General features: G+C 70.6%; 12 protein-coding genes and 1 pseudogene. 8 read left to right on the forward strand and 5 right to left on the reverse strand.

Features of this window, described 5'->3' with window-relative positions:
- Positions 1-115 precede the first annotated feature (115 nt).
- A complete protein-coding gene (locus ACH4U8_RS39360) occupies positions 116-883 on the forward strand; it encodes an SDR family oxidoreductase (protein ID WP_395782915.1) in 768 nt (255 codons plus the stop codon).
- A gap of 134 nt (positions 884-1,017) precedes the next feature.
- Here ACH4U8_RS39360 and ACH4U8_RS39365 read toward each other — a convergent pair whose 3' ends face one another.
- The gene (locus tag ACH4U8_RS39365) at positions 1,018-2,601 is read right to left on the reverse strand and encodes an AMP-binding protein (protein WP_360318210.1); all 1,584 of its coding nucleotides are present in this window, start codon (positions 2,599-2,601) and stop codon (positions 1,018-1,020) included.
- Between the two features lie 230 nt (positions 2,602-2,831).
- Here ACH4U8_RS39365 and ACH4U8_RS39370 point away from each other — a divergent pair, with 230 nt between their 5' ends.
- From ACH4U8_RS39370 to ACH4U8_RS39385, 4 genes are all read left to right on the forward strand, one after another.
- Positions 2,832-3,761, forward strand: a complete 930-nt coding sequence (locus ACH4U8_RS39370; protein WP_360318207.1) for an OB-fold domain-containing protein — start codon at positions 2,832-2,834, stop codon at positions 3,759-3,761.
- Positions 3,762-3,802: 41 nt separating this feature from the next.
- Complete coding sequence (locus ACH4U8_RS39375; protein ID WP_395782916.1) at positions 3,803-4,888, forward strand: lipid-transfer protein; 1,086 nt, start codon at positions 3,803-3,805, stop codon at positions 4,886-4,888.
- Entirely contained in the window at positions 4,885-6,042 is a 1,158-nt protein-coding gene (locus ACH4U8_RS39380) for a thiolase domain-containing protein (RefSeq protein ID WP_395782917.1), read from the forward strand. Before ACH4U8_RS39375 ends, ACH4U8_RS39380 begins: the two co-directional genes overlap by 4 nt.
- Before the next feature lie 131 nt (positions 6,043-6,173).
- The gene (locus ACH4U8_RS39385; protein ID WP_360318199.1) at positions 6,174-7,298 is read left to right on the forward strand and encodes a nitronate monooxygenase family protein; all 1,125 of its coding nucleotides are present in this window, start codon (positions 6,174-6,176) and stop codon (positions 7,296-7,298) included.
- A 247-nt stretch (positions 7,299-7,545) separates the two neighbouring features.
- Here ACH4U8_RS39385 and ACH4U8_RS39390 read toward each other — a convergent pair whose 3' ends face one another.
- Complete coding sequence (locus ACH4U8_RS39390; protein ID WP_395782918.1) at positions 7,546-8,676, reverse strand: hypothetical protein; 1,131 nt, start codon at positions 8,674-8,676, stop codon at positions 7,546-7,548.
- Between the two features lie 333 nt (positions 8,677-9,009).
- On the opposite strand from ACH4U8_RS39390, the gene ACH4U8_RS39395 reads away from it, so the two are divergent.
- A complete protein-coding gene (locus tag ACH4U8_RS39395) occupies positions 9,010-10,071 on the forward strand; it encodes a tetratricopeptide repeat protein (RefSeq protein ID WP_360318194.1) in 1,062 nt (353 codons plus the stop codon).
- 142 nt (positions 10,072-10,213) lie between these two features.
- Here the strand turns inward: ACH4U8_RS39395 and ACH4U8_RS39400 are convergent, their stop codons facing one another.
- Both ACH4U8_RS39400 and ACH4U8_RS39405 read right to left on the reverse strand, forming a co-directional pair.
- On the reverse strand, positions 10,214-11,086 hold the full coding sequence (locus ACH4U8_RS39400; RefSeq protein ID WP_395782919.1) for an MHYT domain-containing protein: 873 nt from the start codon (positions 11,084-11,086) through the stop codon (positions 10,214-10,216).
- A 133-nt stretch (positions 11,087-11,219) separates the two neighbouring features.
- On the reverse strand, positions 11,220-12,317 hold the full coding sequence (locus ACH4U8_RS39405; protein WP_395782920.1) for a P1 family peptidase: 1,098 nt from the start codon (positions 12,315-12,317) through the stop codon (positions 11,220-11,222).
- 142 nt (positions 12,318-12,459) lie between these two features.
- Here ACH4U8_RS39405 and ACH4U8_RS39410 point away from each other — a divergent pair, with 142 nt between their 5' ends.
- Complete coding sequence (locus ACH4U8_RS39410) at positions 12,460-13,755, forward strand: MFS transporter (protein ID WP_395782921.1); 1,296 nt, start codon at positions 12,460-12,462, stop codon at positions 13,753-13,755.
- On the opposite strand, the pseudogene ACH4U8_RS39415 reads toward ACH4U8_RS39410, so the two are convergent.
- A pseudogene (locus ACH4U8_RS39415) lies at positions 13,692-14,375 on the reverse strand (TetR/AcrR family transcriptional regulator); the annotation flags it as partial. The gene ACH4U8_RS39410 and the pseudogene ACH4U8_RS39415 overlap by 64 nt on opposite strands.
- Positions 14,376-14,435: 60 nt before the next feature.
- Between ACH4U8_RS39415 and ACH4U8_RS39420 the strand changes: the two are divergent.
- Positions 14,436-16,001 carry an MFS transporter gene (locus ACH4U8_RS39420; RefSeq protein WP_395782922.1) on the forward strand — a complete coding sequence of 522 codons (1,566 nt, stop codon included), beginning with the start codon at positions 14,436-14,438 and terminating at the stop codon, positions 15,999-16,001.
- Positions 16,002-16,019 lie beyond the last annotated feature (18 nt).

Raw genomic sequence — 16,019 nt, forward strand, 5'->3', positions numbered from 1 at the left:
TCGGTCGTCACACTTTTTTCGGCCCGTCCGTCAGGGAAGCAGGAGCCCACCAAGGGCCCCGACGAAGAGGCCGGGAACCGAAAGAAGAGTCCCGGTCCGAACAACGGGAGCAGTCATGACGAAGTCGATCCTGGTCACCGGCGGTACCGGCACCCTCGGCCGGCTGGTCGTCCCGCTGCTGCGCGACGCGGGCCACACCGTCCGCGTGCTCAGCCGCACCGGCGGCGCGGCCGAGGAAGACGTCGAGTACGTGACCGCCGACCTGGTCGAGAACAAGGGCGTCGAAGCCGCCGTCGCCGGCATCCACACCGTGCTGCACCTGGCCGGCGGCCCCAAGGGCGACGACGAGGCCGCCCGCAACCTGGTCCGGGTCGCCAAGGCGGCCGATGTACGACACCTCGTCTACATCTCGGTGATCGGCGCCGACCGCGTCCCGCTCGGCTACTTCAAGGCCAAGTTCGCCGCCGAGCAGGCCGTGGCCGAGTCGGGCCTGCCCTGGACCACCCTGCGCGCCGCCCAGTTCCACGACCTGATGCTGACCGCCGTGGACAAGATGACCAGGCTGCCGGTCGTCCCGGTACCGGGCGGGGTTCGGCTCCAGCCGGTCGACGTGCGCGAAGTGGCCGCGCGGATGGCGGAGTTGACCCTCGGTGACCCGGCCGGCCTGGTGCCGGACCTGGCCGGGCCGAAGGTGTACGGGATGCGCGAACTGAGCCGGACCTACCTCCAGGCGCGCGGCCGGCGGCGGCCGATGATGCCGGTGCGCTTCCCGGGAAAGGCCGGCCGGGCCTACCGCGCCGGCGAGAACCTGACCCTGCAAGGCGCCACCGTCGGCACCCGGACCTGGGAGGACTTCCTCGCCGAGCGCGTAACCGCGAAGTAGCCCGTGACCGGGCCCACCACCCGAACCCGCCCCCGAACGGGGCCTTCCGCACCGACCCGCACCGACCCGCGCGACCTACAAAACCCACGCGACCCACGCGACCGGCCCGGAAGGCCCCACCCCCCCGCCCCGCCTCAGTGCACCTGCCGCTCACCCTCCGCCCAATACCGCGCCCGCAACGTCTTCTTGTCCGGCTTGCCCAGCGGCGACAGCGGAATCGAGTCGGCGAAGTCGACCGACTTCGGCGCCTGCACCGCGCCCTTGCGCTCCTTCACCAGCGCGATCAGCTCGGCCGGATCCACCTCGTGCCCCGGCCGCAGCACCACGACCGCCTTGACCGCCTCGCCCCACTTCTCGTCCGGCACCCCGACCACCGCGACCGCGGCCACCGCCGGGTGGGCCGAGATGACGTCCTCCACCTCGCGCGGGAAGACGTTGAAGCCGCCGGTGATGATCATGTCCTTCTTGCGGTCCACGATCGTCAGGAACCCGTCCGGGTCCGCCCGGGCGATGTCGCCGGTGTGCAACCACCCGCCACGCAGCGCCTCTTCGGTCTGTTCCGGCTTGTTCAGGTAGCCGGCCATCACCAACGGGCCGCGCACGCAGATCTCGCCCGGCTCGCCCTGGGCCACCTCGTTCAGCTCCTCGTCGAGCAGCTTCACCGTCAGGAACGGCACCGGCCGACCGCACGAGGCGAGTCGCGCCGGGTCGTTCGGGTCGTGCTCGTCCCGGCGCATGACGGTGATCGTCATCGGGCATTCGGCCTGACCGTAGTACTGGAAGAAGATCGGCCCCAGCCGCTCGATGCCCTCCTTCAGCCGCGCCGGCGACATCGCGGAGGCGCCGTAGAACACGGTCTCCAGGCTGGACAGGTCGTGCTTGTCCAGGTCCGGGTGATCCAGCAGCACATACAACATCGTCGGCACCAGCATCGTCGCGGTGATCCGATACTTCTCGATCGCCGCGAGCACCTGCTTGGGGTCGAAGTGCGGCAACACCACGATCGAACCACCGCGCAACAGCGTCGGGATGAACGCCGACATGCCCGCGTGCGACAGCGGCGTCGCGACCAGGAAGCGCACCTCGTCCGGCCAGTCCCACTCGGCGAGTTGCACGGTCGGCAGGGTCACCCCGGAGCGGTAGGTGGACATCACGCCCTTGGGTCGCCCGGTGGTGCCGCCGGTGTACGCGTAGCCCGAGACGTCCTCGGCGTTCACCTCCGGCGGCGTGAGCACCCCCGGCTCGAACTTCGCGGCCAGCGCGAGCAGATCCACGCCCAGGTCGTCCGACGCCGGCCCGAAGGCCAACAACTTCAGGTGCGGCAGCCGCTCCTTGAGCGCCGCCGCCCGCTCGCCGTACGGCCCCGGGTCGTAGATCAGCGCCTCGACGCCGGCGTCGGCCAGTACGTACGCGTGATCCTCCAGCGAGCCCATCGGGTGCAGCGGCGTCGCGCGACAGCCGGTCAACATGTTGCAGCCGGTCGCGAACAACACCTCGGGTCGGTTCGCCGACAACACCGAGACCATGGTGCCCTTGACCACACCCAGCGAGGCGTACGCCTGCTGGTATCGGCTGATCTCGTCGCGCACCTGACTGGCCGTCAATACCCGGTCGCCGATGTACATCGCGGGTTTGTCGGCGTGCCTGGTCAGGGCGTGCAGGAGCAGATCGGGGACGAAGACCGGGCGGTGCAGCGCGGCGGGCAGGTCGTACGACATCTGCGGCTTCCCCTCGGAGGTGGCGGATGGTGGTGGACCGCGGCGGATGCCGAAGGCATCGCCATACGACCCATACGACAACATGTTTTCGCCATCCATTGACCTCGTCAAGGAACCTTACCTATCGTTCGGCCGGTGGCCGACCTCGTTCCCAGGCCGAGAGGATGACCGTGTCGACACAGACCGTCAGTACTATCCAGTTCCCTTACAAGCGCACACTCGGACCGGTCATGGGTCGCTTCTTCTCGGAGCTGACCGCCCGTCGGATCGTCGGGATCCGGTCCGGTGAGCGGGTGATCGTGCCGCCCATGGAGTACGACCCGGAGACCGGGAACGAGCTCGCGCACGACTTCGTCGAGGTGGGCCCGGCCGGCACCGTCCGGTCCTGGACCTGGGTCGCCGAACCCATCGAATCGCACCCGCTGGACCGCCCGTTCGCCTTCGTGCTGGTGCGGTTGGACGGTGCGGACACCGATCTGGTGCACGTGCTGGACGCCGGCAGCGAGGACGCGGTGAGCACCGGCATGCGGGTCGCCCCGCGCTGGCGCGACGAGCCGGTCGGCCGGATCGACGACATCGTCTGCTTCGTCCCCGGTGAGCACGCCGAGAGCCCCGAGGGGGAGCCCGGCGAGGCGCAGGACGTGACGACGATGGAGTACTTCTCCAAGATCACCTACACCGACGTGCTCTCGCCCACGCTGGTCCGCTACGCGAGCAACCTGCGGGCCGGCCGACTGACCGGGCAGCGTTGTCCGAAGTGCAACCGGGTCTTCCTGGGCCGGGGTTACTGCTCGGTGGACGCCATCCTGCTCGGTCCCGAGCTGGACGAGGTGTTGCCCGACCGCGGCGTGGTGTCCAACTACACGATCATCACGCCCACGCCCTATCCCGGACAAAAGGAAACCGAGCCGTTCGCGCGGGCCTCCGTCGTGCTCGAAGGCGACGAGATGGTGATCGCGCAGCAGCAGATCCTGGACATCCCGGTGTCCGAGATCAGGGTCGGCATGCGGGTCCGGGCGGAATGGATGCCCGAGGCCGAGCGGGACGCGGCGGAGATCACCAGCAAGGGCTGGGGCACGGTCTCCGGCTTCGTCAAGGGCTGGCGGCCCACCGGTGAGCCGGACGAGCCCGCCGAGCAGTACATGAACCGGGTGTTCTGATGACGGCGCGTCGAAACGCGGGCGAGACAAGGGAGACGGCAGTGCGGCAGGACAGCGACATCGCGATCGTCGCGACCGCGCAGCTCCCGGCGGTGCGCCGGCAGGAGCTCACCGAGACCGAGATGTTGTTGATGGTCGTGGACGAGGCCCTGGACAAGGTCGGGCTCAAGCGCTCCGACATCGGCTTCAGTTGCCAGGGGTCGTGCGACTACATCTCCGGCGGCACGTTCTCCTTCGTGCCCAACCTGGACGCGATGGGCGCGTGGCCGCCGATCCACGAGTCGCACGTCGAGATGGACGGCGCGTGGGCGATGTACGAGGCGTGGGTGCGCCTCAAGCACGGCGACATCGACGTCGCGGTCGCGATGGGTTCGGGCAAGTCCTCCACCGGCGACCCGGCCGCGATCTACCCGCAGGAACTCGACCCGTACTACCTCGCGCCGCTCGGTCTGGACCCGGTCTCGCTGGCCGCGCTCCAGGCCCGGCAGTTGATCGAGTCGGGCAAGACCACCGAACGCGAACTCGCCGAGATCGCCGCCCGCTCGCGTCGCGACGCGGCCGGCAACCCCAAGCAGCAGGTGCGCGGCGCCGAGCAGGACGTGGACAAGTTGCTCGCCGAGGGCTACCTGCGCAATCCGCTGCGCAAGAGCGACCTGCCGCCGATCTCGGACGGTGCGTGCGCGGTGGTGCTGGTGCGCGGCCCGCGCGCCGCCGAACTGACCGAGCGCCCGGCCTGGATCACCGGCCTGGACCACCGCAGCGAGGTGCACAACCCGGCGCTGCGCGACCTGACCGACTCGTCCTCGACCCGGATCGCCGGGCAGCGGGCGGGCGGCGTGGCCGGCGTCGAGGTGGCCGAGCTGATGGCGCCGTTCACCGCCCAGGAGGTGATCCTGCGTCAGTCGCTGGGCCTGGCCGAGGACGTGGTGATCAACCCCTCCGGCGGCGCGCTCACCGGCAACCCGCTGATGGCCACCGGCCTGGTGCGGATCGCCGCCGCGGCCGACCAGATTCTGATCAACGGGCGCTCGCGCACGCTCGGGCACGCCACATCCGGCCCGGCACTCCAGCAGAACCTCGTCTGTGTCCTGGAAGGCGACTCCGCCGCGAAAGGTGACAACCGATGACCCATGAGCGCGTTGCCGTCGTCGGCATCGGCCAGACCAAGCACAAGAAGCGGCGGGACGACCTGTCGATCGCGGGCCTGGTCCGCGAGGCCGCCCAGCGCGCGTTGGACGACGCGCGGATGACCTGGAGCGACATCGACGCGGTGGTGATCGGGAAGGCGCCCGACATCTTCGAGGGCGTGATGAAGCCCGAGCTCTACCTCGCGGACGCACTCGGCGGGGCGGGCAAGCCGGTGTTCCGCGTGCACACCGCGGGCAGCGTGGGCGGATCGACCGCGATCGTCGCCTCCCACCTGATCAGCAGCCGGGTGCACAAGCGGGTGTTGGCCGTCGCGTGGGAGAAGCAGTCCGAGGGCAACGCGCAGTTCGGGCTCGGCGGCGGCAAATCCGGGTCGATCGGCGCGGGTGGCGCGTTCGCGCCGTGGATTCGGGCGTACATCCAAAAGTCCGGGGCGCCCGAGCACATCGGCTGGCAGGTGGCCGTCAAGGACCGGCAGAACGCGCTGCGCAACCAGTACGCGCACCTGCAGCTCAAGGACATCTCGATCGACAAGGTCCGCGAGTCGCCGATGATGTGGGACCCGCTGCACTTCCTGGAGTCGTGCCCGTCCTCGGACGGCGCCGGCGCGATCGTGCTGACCGACGAGGCCGGCGGCGACGCGGCGGCGGCCGACGGCCGGGCCCCGGCCTGGATCCTGGGCACCTCGATGCGCTCCGAGCCGTCGTCCTTCAACGGCCGCGACCCGATCCGCCCGCAGGCCGGTGTGGACTGCGCGTGGGACGTGTACAAGCAGGCCGGGATCACCGACCCGCGGCGGCAGATCGACGTGGCCGAGCTGTACGTGCCCTTCTCCTGGTACGAGCCGATGTGGCTGGAGGGCCACGACATCGCGCCCGTGGGCGAGGGCTGGAAGATGGTCGACCGCGGCGAGACGGCGTTCGACGGCGACTTCCCGGTGAACCCGTCGGGCGGTGTGTTGTCCTCCAACCCGATCGGCGCCTCCGGCATGTTGCGCTTCCTGGAGGCGGCGCTCCAGGTGCGGGGCGCGGCCGGGGAGCATCAGGTGGACGGGGCCAAGGTCGCGCTGGCGCAGGCGTACGGCGCGGCGGCGCAGTACTTCGCGATGTGGGCGGTGGGGTCGGACAAGCCGTAGCCGCCCGGTTCGGCGCGCGTGCGCCCGCTGCTGCGGCGCTCGCTCGAAAAATGGTAAGGCTCCTTGACCTTGATTTGGTCAAGGAGCCTTCCTAGTCTGGGGCCTTCACCCGGTGACCGGAGGTTCTGGCGATGAAGCCCCCCATCTGCGTGAAGCTCGGGATCGACTTCCCGATCTTCGCGTTCTCCCACTGCCGCGACGTGGTCGCGGCGGTCAGTCGAGCCGGCGGCTTCGGCGTGCTCGGTGCGCTCGCGTTCGATCCCGAGCAGTTGGAGGTCGAACTGGCCTGGCTCGACGAGCACACCGACGGCAAGCCGTACGGCGTCGACCTGGCGATCCCGATGGCGTACATCGGCAAGGGCGGTGGCGAGGCCGCGCTGCCGAGCAACCTGGAGAAGCTGATCCCGGAGCAGCACTGGAAGTTCGTCGACGAACTCCTGGAGCGCCACGGGATTCCGCCGCTGCCCGCCGAGTTGGCGGACAAGCCGGTCAAGGCCGCCGGGCTGAACGTGGACCTGGAGTCGCGCGCGCAGATCGAGGTGTCGCTCAAGCACCCGCTGGTCAAGATGTTCGTCAACGCGCTCGGCCCGCCGCCGGCCGACATCATCGACGCGTGCCACGCGGCCGGTGTCCTGGTCGGCGCGTTGTGCGGCAGCCCGCGGCATGCGCAGAAGCAGGTCGAGGCGGGCGTGGACGTGGTGGTCGCGCAGGGCACCGAGGCCGGTGGGCACTGCGGCGAGATCTCCACGATGGTGCTCATCCCGCAGGTCGTGGACACGGTGGGCCCGGACGTCCCGGTACTCGCGGCCGGCGGCATCGGCGGCGGCCGGCAGATGGCCGCGGCGCTCGCGCTCGGCGCCCAGGGGGTGTGGACCGGCAGCCTGTGGCTGACCGTCGCCGAGGCCGACACCCACGAGGTGTCGGTGCAGAACCTGCTGGAGGCCAAGTCCACCGACACCGTGCGCTCGCGGGCGATGACCGGCAAACCGGCCCGTCAGCTCAAGTCCGGGTGGACCGACGCGTGGGAGGACCCGGCCAACCCCGACCCGCTGCCGATGCCGCTCCAGGGCATCATCTTCAACGCGGCGTCCCGACGGTTCACCCGAACCAGGAACAAGGAGCTCAACGGCTGGCCGGTGGGCCAGGTCGTGGGCATGCTCGACAAGGTGCGGCCGACCCAGGAGGTCGTCCTGTCCCTGGTCGAGGAGTGGATCGAGACCACGGAGCGGCTGAACGCGTTCCTGGCCGAGGACTGAGCCCACCGGATCGCATCCGGCGCAGACCCACGCGGGCCGACACCCGCGCGGGCGCGGACCTGCCGGGCCGGGCGCGCGGGAGGACTCGCGTGCACGGCCCGGCGGTCGGCGGGTCACGGGAGTGAGTGACACCGGTCCCGCGCCTATGGGTATCGCGAACTGTCCCGGTACTTCCGCAACTTATGCGTTTTTGGAATGTCGGCGACGGATATCCGCTAAAATTCGCCGGCTTCGCCCGGTGTGCCCCCTACGGGGCGACCGAATCCCACCCGGTGAAGCCCGACGGGTCGTGCCGGCCGAACGTGCCGTGCTCGAAGATGCCCACCCCTTCGGCGAGCAACGCGCCGTCGGGGCCGGTGAGTCGGGCGGTCGCCACATGGTCGATCACGCTGAACGGGATGCGCTTGGCCACCTCGGGGTCCTTTTGTTCGTACACCGCGCCGTCGAGGTAGTCCGAACCCTTCCACTGACCGTGGCCCCAGTCCGGGTCGCCGCCGTAACCCGCACCCACGTTGAGCGCGATGTAGCCGTGGTTGTCCAGGTGCAGCGTCAGCGCGTTGCGCTTGCGGTCGGTCAGATGGATCGCGGCGCCCTCCGGCAGTCGGGTGCCGGACGTGTAGCGCACGTCGAACTCCGGCCAACCGAGTTGCTCGGGCGCCCTGCCGTCGGCGATCGGGAAGATCCGGATCGCCTCGGTCAGGAAGCGGTGCCCCTCGGCCGACTCCTGGGCGATGATCATCAGCGCCTGGTCGCCGAGGTGGATGGGGATCCAGTTCCACCAGAATCCGGCGGTCTGCGCGGGCCGCCCGGCCGGCGGTGCCTCGCCCGACGGGCGAATGCCCCAGGAGCGGTCGCGCGAGCCGGACCAGGTCTGCGGGGTGACCGCGATCTCCTCGCCGTCCAGGGTCACCGTGCCGGTCCAGTCGCCGATCTGCACGAAGCGCGACGCGTCCAGGAGCGGCTTGAAGTCGCTGCGCTGCACGTGTCGAGGTTCCGGCAGCGGCGCGAACGGCGACGTGAAGGTGAGGTCGAGCGAGATGCCCTGCTCCGGCGCGTCGCACACCACGCGCACGCTGGCCAGCGGCTCCAACACCTCGATCCGGTACGGGCCGACCTCCTGCTTGAGCCGATCCGGGCCGAGCGCGCCCGACATCCGCACCGCGTGCTGGCGGCCGTCCTTGCGGATCACCACGTACGCGTCGATCACGCCCAGGTTCGGATAGACGCCGAGGCCGGTCGCGATCTGGACGCCGCCCGCACGGTCGTAGGCGTGCATGATGCAGCGGTCGTAGAAGTTCCGGTCGGTCGAGCCGACCTCGCTGTGGAACAACGGGACCTGGTGGACCGGGTATTCGTCCAGGGGTACGGGGATCGGCATCGGTTCCTCCTGACCACGCGTCGGCGACCCGCCGACGCGTAGGCGCTGGTTGAGACGTCGTGCGAGTCTGCGCCAAATCATTGACGCAATCAAGCGTCTCGACGGGCCGTCGGCGGGTCGGTCGCACCGGCCCGTGCCCCTCGGGTGTGCCGTCCATGCGGCTCAATCAGCCACCCGGTTGGCCGCTCCGACTTCCGTGCGGTTGCCACGCTCCGTGATAAGCGGGTTACTGAAGGTGTCCATGTGAAGGGATGCACCGCCGGACCACGCCGCTTTCCACCCATCGAAGGAACGGCGGTCGGGGCGGAAGTCCGCGACGCGTCGGGAGAGACCATGAGTCACCAGCAAGACCTCGTCATCTGCCGCGAACTCGGCGACCGCAATGGCGAGGGTCGGGCGTTGAACAACCTCGGTACCGCGCTCCAGCAGGTGCGGCGCTTCGACGAGGCGATCGATGCTCATCAGGAGGATCTCGCCCTGTGCCGCGAGCAGGCCGACCACCACGGCGAAGGTCAGGCGCTGGGCAACCTCGGTACCGCGCTCCAGCAGGTGCGGCGCTTCGACGAGGCGATCGAGGCCCATCGGCAGGCCGCCGCGCTGTTCGCGGACCTGGACGACCACCACCGCGAGGCCCAGGTCCTCAACAACCTCGGCACCGCGCTCCAGGAACTGCGCCGGTTCGAGGAGGCGATCGACGCCCATCGACAGGCCGCCGCCCTGTTCGCGGACCTGGACGACCACCACCGCGAGGCCCAGGCGCTGAACAACCTCGGCATCGCCCTCCAGGAGGTGCGCCGATTCGTCGAGGCGATCGAGGTGCACCGGCAGGCCGCCGCGCTGTTCGCGGACCTCGACGATCACCACCGCGAGGGCCAGGCCCTCAACAACTTCGGCGTCGCCCTTCGGGAGATGCGCCGATTCGTCGAGGCGATCGAGGTCCACCAGCAGGCCGCCGCCCTGTTCACCGAACTCGACGACCCGCACCGCCAGGGCCAGGCGCTGGACTACCTCGGCGCCGCACTCCACCAGGTGCGCCGGTTCGACGAGGCGGCCGCCGCGCTCGAACACGCCGCCGCCCTGTTCGCCAAGTTCGGCGACCAGCCCCGCGAGGGCCAGGCCCTCAACAGCCTCGGGGCCGCACTCCAGCAGGTGCGCCGGTTCGACGAGGCCGCCGTCGCACACGAGCAGGCCGCGACCTTGTTCGGCAAACTCGGCGACCACGACCGCGAGGGCCAGGCCCGGGACAACCTCGGCACCGCCCGAAAGCGGGCACGCGGAGACGAGGAACCGCGACCGGGCCTGCGCCGACGGCTCGCGGACAGGCGCCGAGAGCGGCGCGAACGCCCCTTCGACGCGGTCGCCGCCCTGGGCCCGGTCCTCGAACCGACCCAATAACGAGCACGGCACGGCCCGGCGGGAGCGGGCGGCGCGGCACCGCGGGCCGGTCGCTCCGCGCCGGGTCGTTCCCGTGTCGCTCCGCCGCTCTGCGCCGGTACGGGGCCGTCGTGCGGAGTGCGCCGGAATTCGAAATTCCGGATCAGCGACCCGAGCGGAAGTAATCGCGCGGGTCGTTTTCCGTGCGGCGGTGCGAGGGGCGCGTGCCGACCCGGTCGGTCGGCGTCGCGCCGATCCGGTTGTCCTCCAACCGGGCCAACCTGGCGTTGAGTTCGTCCTCTTCCTTGATCTCGTCGGCGGACGGCGACAGCGCGACGATGAACAGCGTGATCACCGTGAAAAGGCTGATGCCGGTGATCAACGGCGCGAGGAATTGGGACGCCTCCACCCCGTGCACCATCCCGTGCCGACCCTCGGTACGCACGCTCATCGCGGACATTCCCGTGTAGTGCATTCCGCTGACCGCCAGGCCCATGATCAACGCGGCGCCCCCGGTCGCCGCGAATCCGCTCACGTTGAGCGCGGCCCACAGCGCCGCGGTGGCCGCGACCACCGCGATCAGGATCGACAGGCCGACTCGGAACGAGTCGTATTCGACCGAGCCGTCCAGGCTCATCGCGGCCATGCCCATGTAGTGCATGATCGCCACGCCGCCGCCGGTGATGATCCCGCCGAGCACCAGCCCCACGGCGCCCGCCTTGCGCCGACCCGCGACCGCCATGCCGATGCCGACCACCACCACCGCGAGCACCAGCGAGGTCAACGTCTTGGCCACGTCGTAACGAATCGGGGTCTCGCGCACCGAGAATCCGAGCATGCCGATGAAATGCATGACCCAGATTCCGGTACCACCGATCGAGGTCGCACCCAGTACCAACCAACGGGCGCGTACCCAACCGCTTACCGCCCGCGCACGTGTCGTGCAGAGCAGCCCGAGAGCCGATCCGACGCAGGACATGAGGTAGGCGATACCGGGAGTGACGGCTCCGTATGCAAAATGATCAACGTGTCCCATGTCGGCGAACCGCTCCGTTGCTTCGGGCCCCTTCTGAAGCGGGGAAACCTCATCGTCGAATCGCCGATGATAGGGCAGTCCGGGTGGCGTCTCTCGGGCGGGTTTCCCTATTCGTGAACAGCGATCAAGATCGTTACCGCCCGTATGCGGAGCTGGAATTCGGATAAAGATCTCGGTAGGCCGGGACTTCACCGCCGCCCTTCGCGGTCAACACGCCGTGCAGTACCGCTCGGGCGAATACGTCGGCCGCCGCCGCGTGGATCATGGTCAGTGCGGCGGCCTCCGCGTTCACCCCGTAGGGCGTGTCCGGATCGGTCGCGGGCAGCGGCACCCGGGCCGTGGACACGGCGAAGACGGTGTCGCCGTCGTAGAGCGTGTGCACCGGCCGGATCGCCCGGGCCAGCCCGTCGTGTGCGACGCCGGCCACCTTCTGCGCCTGTGACCTGGTCAGCACCGCGTCGGTGGCCACGATCCCGATCGTGGTGTTGAGCGTGGGCGGCACCTGGGCGGCGGCCGCGGCGCGGTGCAACGCGGCGGCGTGCTCGGCGTGTTCGGGCGCGGTGAGCGGGAACTCGGCGGGCAGGCCGAGGCCGGCCGCGTAGGGCAGGCCGCCGATCGGGTCCACCGCGGACCCGGCCGCGTTGACCACCGCGAGCGCCGCGACGGTGACCCCGCCGGGCAGGACCACGCTCGCCGTGCCCACCCCGCCGCGCAGTCCGCCGACCATCGCACCGGTGCCCGCGCCCACGCTGCCCTGCGCCACCACCGCGTGCTCCGGCTCGGCGTCGGCCGCCGCGATCGCCGCCCGGCCCAGCGCCGCGTCGGGACGCCTCGCCCAGTCGCCGCCGCGCCCGAGGTCGAACAACGCCGCGGCCGGCACCACCGGCACCACCTGGTGCGGCTCCGTGCCCACCGGGAACCCCCGCCCCCGCTCGGCCAGCCACGCCACCACCCCGCTTGCCGCGTCCAAGCCGAACGCGCTGCCCCCGCCGAGCACGATCGCCTCGATCCGGGGCACCAGGTTGCGCGGGTCGAGCGCGTCCAACTCACGGGTGCCCGGTCCGCCGCCACGCACGTCCACGCCGGCCACGAAGCCGCCGACCGGCCCGAGCAGCACGGTGGTTCCGGTCATCGCACCGGCATCGGTGTAGGCGGCGTGCCCGACCCGCAGGCCGGCCACGTCGGTGATCGCGTTGCGGGGCCCGGCCGTGCATTCCTCGACATCGAACATGTCTCTCCCCAGAGTGGTGGAACGTGTTGCGGTGGTCCTGTTCCCATGCTGCTCCATGGCTCATGTCTCGAAGTGCGAGATTCTCGTCTCAGTCCCTGAGAAAGCTTGTATGGTGCACAGATATTGACGTGGAGGTGGCGCGATGGGGGAGAGCCGGCGCTGGCTGATGCTGGCCATCGGGATGTGCGCACAGTTGGCGAGTTGTGTGTTCCTGTACGGCCTCGCCTATCTCGTTCCGGTGTTGCGCGTGGACGAGGGCATGTCGCTCGCGCAGGCCGGCACCGTCGTGGCCTGTCCGACCTTCGGTCTGCTGCTGACCCTGGTGTTGTGGGGCGCGGCGGCGGATCGCTGGGGCGAGCGCCGGGTGATGGCCACCGGCCTGGCGCTGGCCGGCACGGCGATCGCGGTGGCCCTGGCCGGTGACGGCGCGGTGTGGCTGGGGGGTTGGCTCGCGGTGGCGGGCGCGTGCTCGGCGGCGGTGAACGCGGCCAGTGGGCGGGTCGTGCTGGGCTGGTTCGCGCCCGAGCAGCGCGGACTGGCCATGGGCATCCGGCAGATGGCGCAACCGCTGGGCATGGTGGCCGGCGCGTTGGTGCTGCCGCCGATCGGCACCCAGGCGGGCTTCCGGGCCGCGTTGGTCTTCCCGGCCGTGTTGTGTGTGGTGGGCGCGGTGTTGGTCGTGGCGCTCGTCCGCGATCCGGCCCGGCCCGCGCCGGCGGCCGGCTCGGCGCGAACCGCCTCGCCGTACGACTCGCCCGTGCTGTACCGAATACACGCGGCCAGCGCGCTGCTGGTGGTGTCCCAGTTCGTCGTGGTGTCCTTCGCCGCGGACTATCTGGTGTCCGAGCACGGCTGGACCGCGACCGCGGCCGGTCGGCTGCTCGCGGCCGTGCAACTGGTGGCGGCCGGCTCCCGGATCGCGGTCGGCCGCTGGTCGGACCTGGTCGGCTCCCGGCTGCGGCCGATGCGCACGCTGTGCGTGGTCAACGCCGTGGTGGTCGGCGCGCTCGCGGTGACCTCGACGATCGGCGGCCCGCCGGCGATCGTCTTCCTGCTGCTCGCCTCGGTGGCCACGGTGAGTTGGAACGGACTGGCCTTCACCGCGGTCGCCGAACTCGCGGGCAGCGCGTGGGCGGGACGGGTGATGGGCATCCAGAACACCGGCCAGAACCTGACCGCCGCTGCGGGGCCGCCGGTGTTCGGCGCGCTCATCGGCGGCCCGGGCGGCTATCCCGTCGCGTACACCATCTGTGCGGTGATCCCGATCCTGGCCGGGTTCCTGACGCCGAGTCAGGACTCCCGGTCGGTGTACGCGATCATGCCGAGCAACAACACGTCGATGCCGAACGCGAAGCGCTCGTCGCCGTCGCCCGAGGTGAGCACGTCGCCGAGCGAGGTCAACGTGGGGAAGCGGGCGGCGGGCAAGGACGCGAAGTAGTCGTGCAGGGCGGTGTAATAGGCCCCGCGCTCCTCGTCGGTCGCCCCGTGCATGGTGTTCTGGCCGCCCATTTCCAGGCCGGACATCACCGTGTACATGGACAGCAGGTCGGCCGCGAACGCGCTCACCTTCGGGGAGAGTCCACCCGCGCGCAGGATCGCCAGCAGCCGCTCGCTGGAGTCCAGCGAGTTCGGCCCGATCGGCACCGCGCCGATCAACGCCCGACCCAGATCGCGGTGTGCGGCGTAGACGTCGCGGATCGCGAACATCGCCTCGCGTAGTTGCTCGCGCCAGCGATCGGGATCCGCGAGCGGAATCCGCACCTCTCCGTTGACCCGGTCCACCACCAGCTCCACGAGCTCTTCCTTGTTCGCGACATACGCGTACAGGGAGGCCGCGCCGGTGTCGAAGCGCTGGGCGACCCGGCGCATGCTCAGCGCGTCCATGCCCTCCGCGTCGATGATCTCCAGCGCGGCGGTGACGATCGCCTCCTGGGTCAGCGTCGGCTTGCGCGGCGACCGACTCCTGGGCGACGTGCGCCACGGCGGCACGGGCACTTCGGCAACCTCGGGAACCTCGGACACGGCGCCACCTCCTCGACCAACCCTCGCCGATCGCATCACTCGGCTTTACGAACACTGTACTTGACGCGAACAGTGTTCGTAGCTAAAACAGTGTTCGTGGATGAAACGCCGTTCGATGTGCGAACGGTGTTCGAGCAACAGGGGGAGACGATGGAAACCGACACCAGCAAGGCGGTGCCGATCGCGGCCGAGCCGGGGGAGCGCCGGCCGGCCTACCCGCTCCGGTGGATCGGTCTCGCCGTGGTCATGGGCGCCGACATCATGGACCTGCTCGACGCGACCATCGTCAACGTGTCGGGCCCCGGCATCAGGGATGCCCTGGGCGGCTCCTCGACCCACCTCCAGTGGTTCTCGGCCGCGTACACCCTGGCGTTCGCGATGTTCCTGATCACCGGCGCCCGACTGGGCGACATCCTCGGCCGGCGACGGATGTTCCTGGGCGGGGTGCTCGCCTTCACCCTCACCTCGGCGCTGTGCGGCCTGGCGCAGTCACCGGAGATGCTGATCGGCGCCCGCGGCCTGCAGGGGCTCGCCGCGGCGCTGATGGTGCCGCAGGCGTTCGGGCTGATCCGGGAGATGTTCGACGAGCGCGAGGTGGGCGCGGCGTTCGCGGTGTTCGGGCCGGCGATGGGCCTGGCCGCGGTGCTCGGGCCGATCCTGGGCGGGGTGGTGATGGACGCCGACCTGTTCGGTCTGGGCTGGCGCGCGGTGTTCCTGGTGAACGTGCCACTGGGGCTGTTCGCCTTCTTCGCCGGCGCCGCGGTGGTGCCCCGACCCACCCCGGAGGCAGCCGGTGCGCGCCGGCCGGGCCTGGACGTCGTGGGCATGATCCTGGTCACCGCGGCGATGGTGCTGCTCGTCTATCCGCTGGTGCAGGGACGCGAACAGGGCTGGCCCGGCTGGACGTTCGCCTGCATGGCCGGCTCGCTGCCGGTGCTCGCGCTGTTCGCCTGGTACGAGGTGCGCAGCAGCCGCGCGGGCCGCGACGCACTCGTGGAGATCAGCCTGTTCCGCAACCGCGCCTACACCGGCGCCCTCGCGGTCGGCCTGATGATGTTCGGCTCGATGATCGGCCTGATGCTCGTGCTCGGCCTCTACCTCCAGGTCGGCCTCGGCTGGACCGCCACCCACGCGGCGCTCGCGCTGATCCCGTGGTCGCTCGGCTCGACCGTCGGCGCCGGGCTGGCCGGCGCGGTGCTCGCCGCCAGGTACGGCCGTCGGGTCCTGCACGCGGGCCTGCTGCTCGGCCTGCTCGGTGTGATCGGCATCGGCGGCACCATCGCGATGCACGACGGCCCGGTGAACGCCTGGGTCCTGCTGCCGGCCACGGCGCTCGCGGGCTTCGGCTTCGGCCTGTTGATGGCGCCGTTCTTCGGCATCGCGCTCGCCGGGGTGGACGACCACGAGATCGGCTCCGCCTCGGGTGTGCTCAACGCGGTCCAGCAACTCGCGGGCGCGCTGGGGGTGGCGCTGTTCGGCACGCTGTTCTTCGGCCACGTGGAGGACCACGTGGGCGCGGCGCGCGGGGCGGACGCGGTGCGGGCGGTGTTCGACGACGGGTTCACCATCGGTCTCACCGCCAGTGCACTGGCGCTGGCTGCGGCGTGGGGGCTCGCCTTCCTGATGCCGCGGTGGGAGCGTCCGCTCGGCGCGGGCCACTGAGCCGGCGCTGCCACCGGA

The organism is Embleya sp. NPDC020886 (genome assembly GCF_044333915.1).
GTDB lineage: Bacteria > Actinomycetota > Actinomycetes > Streptomycetales > Streptomycetaceae > Embleya.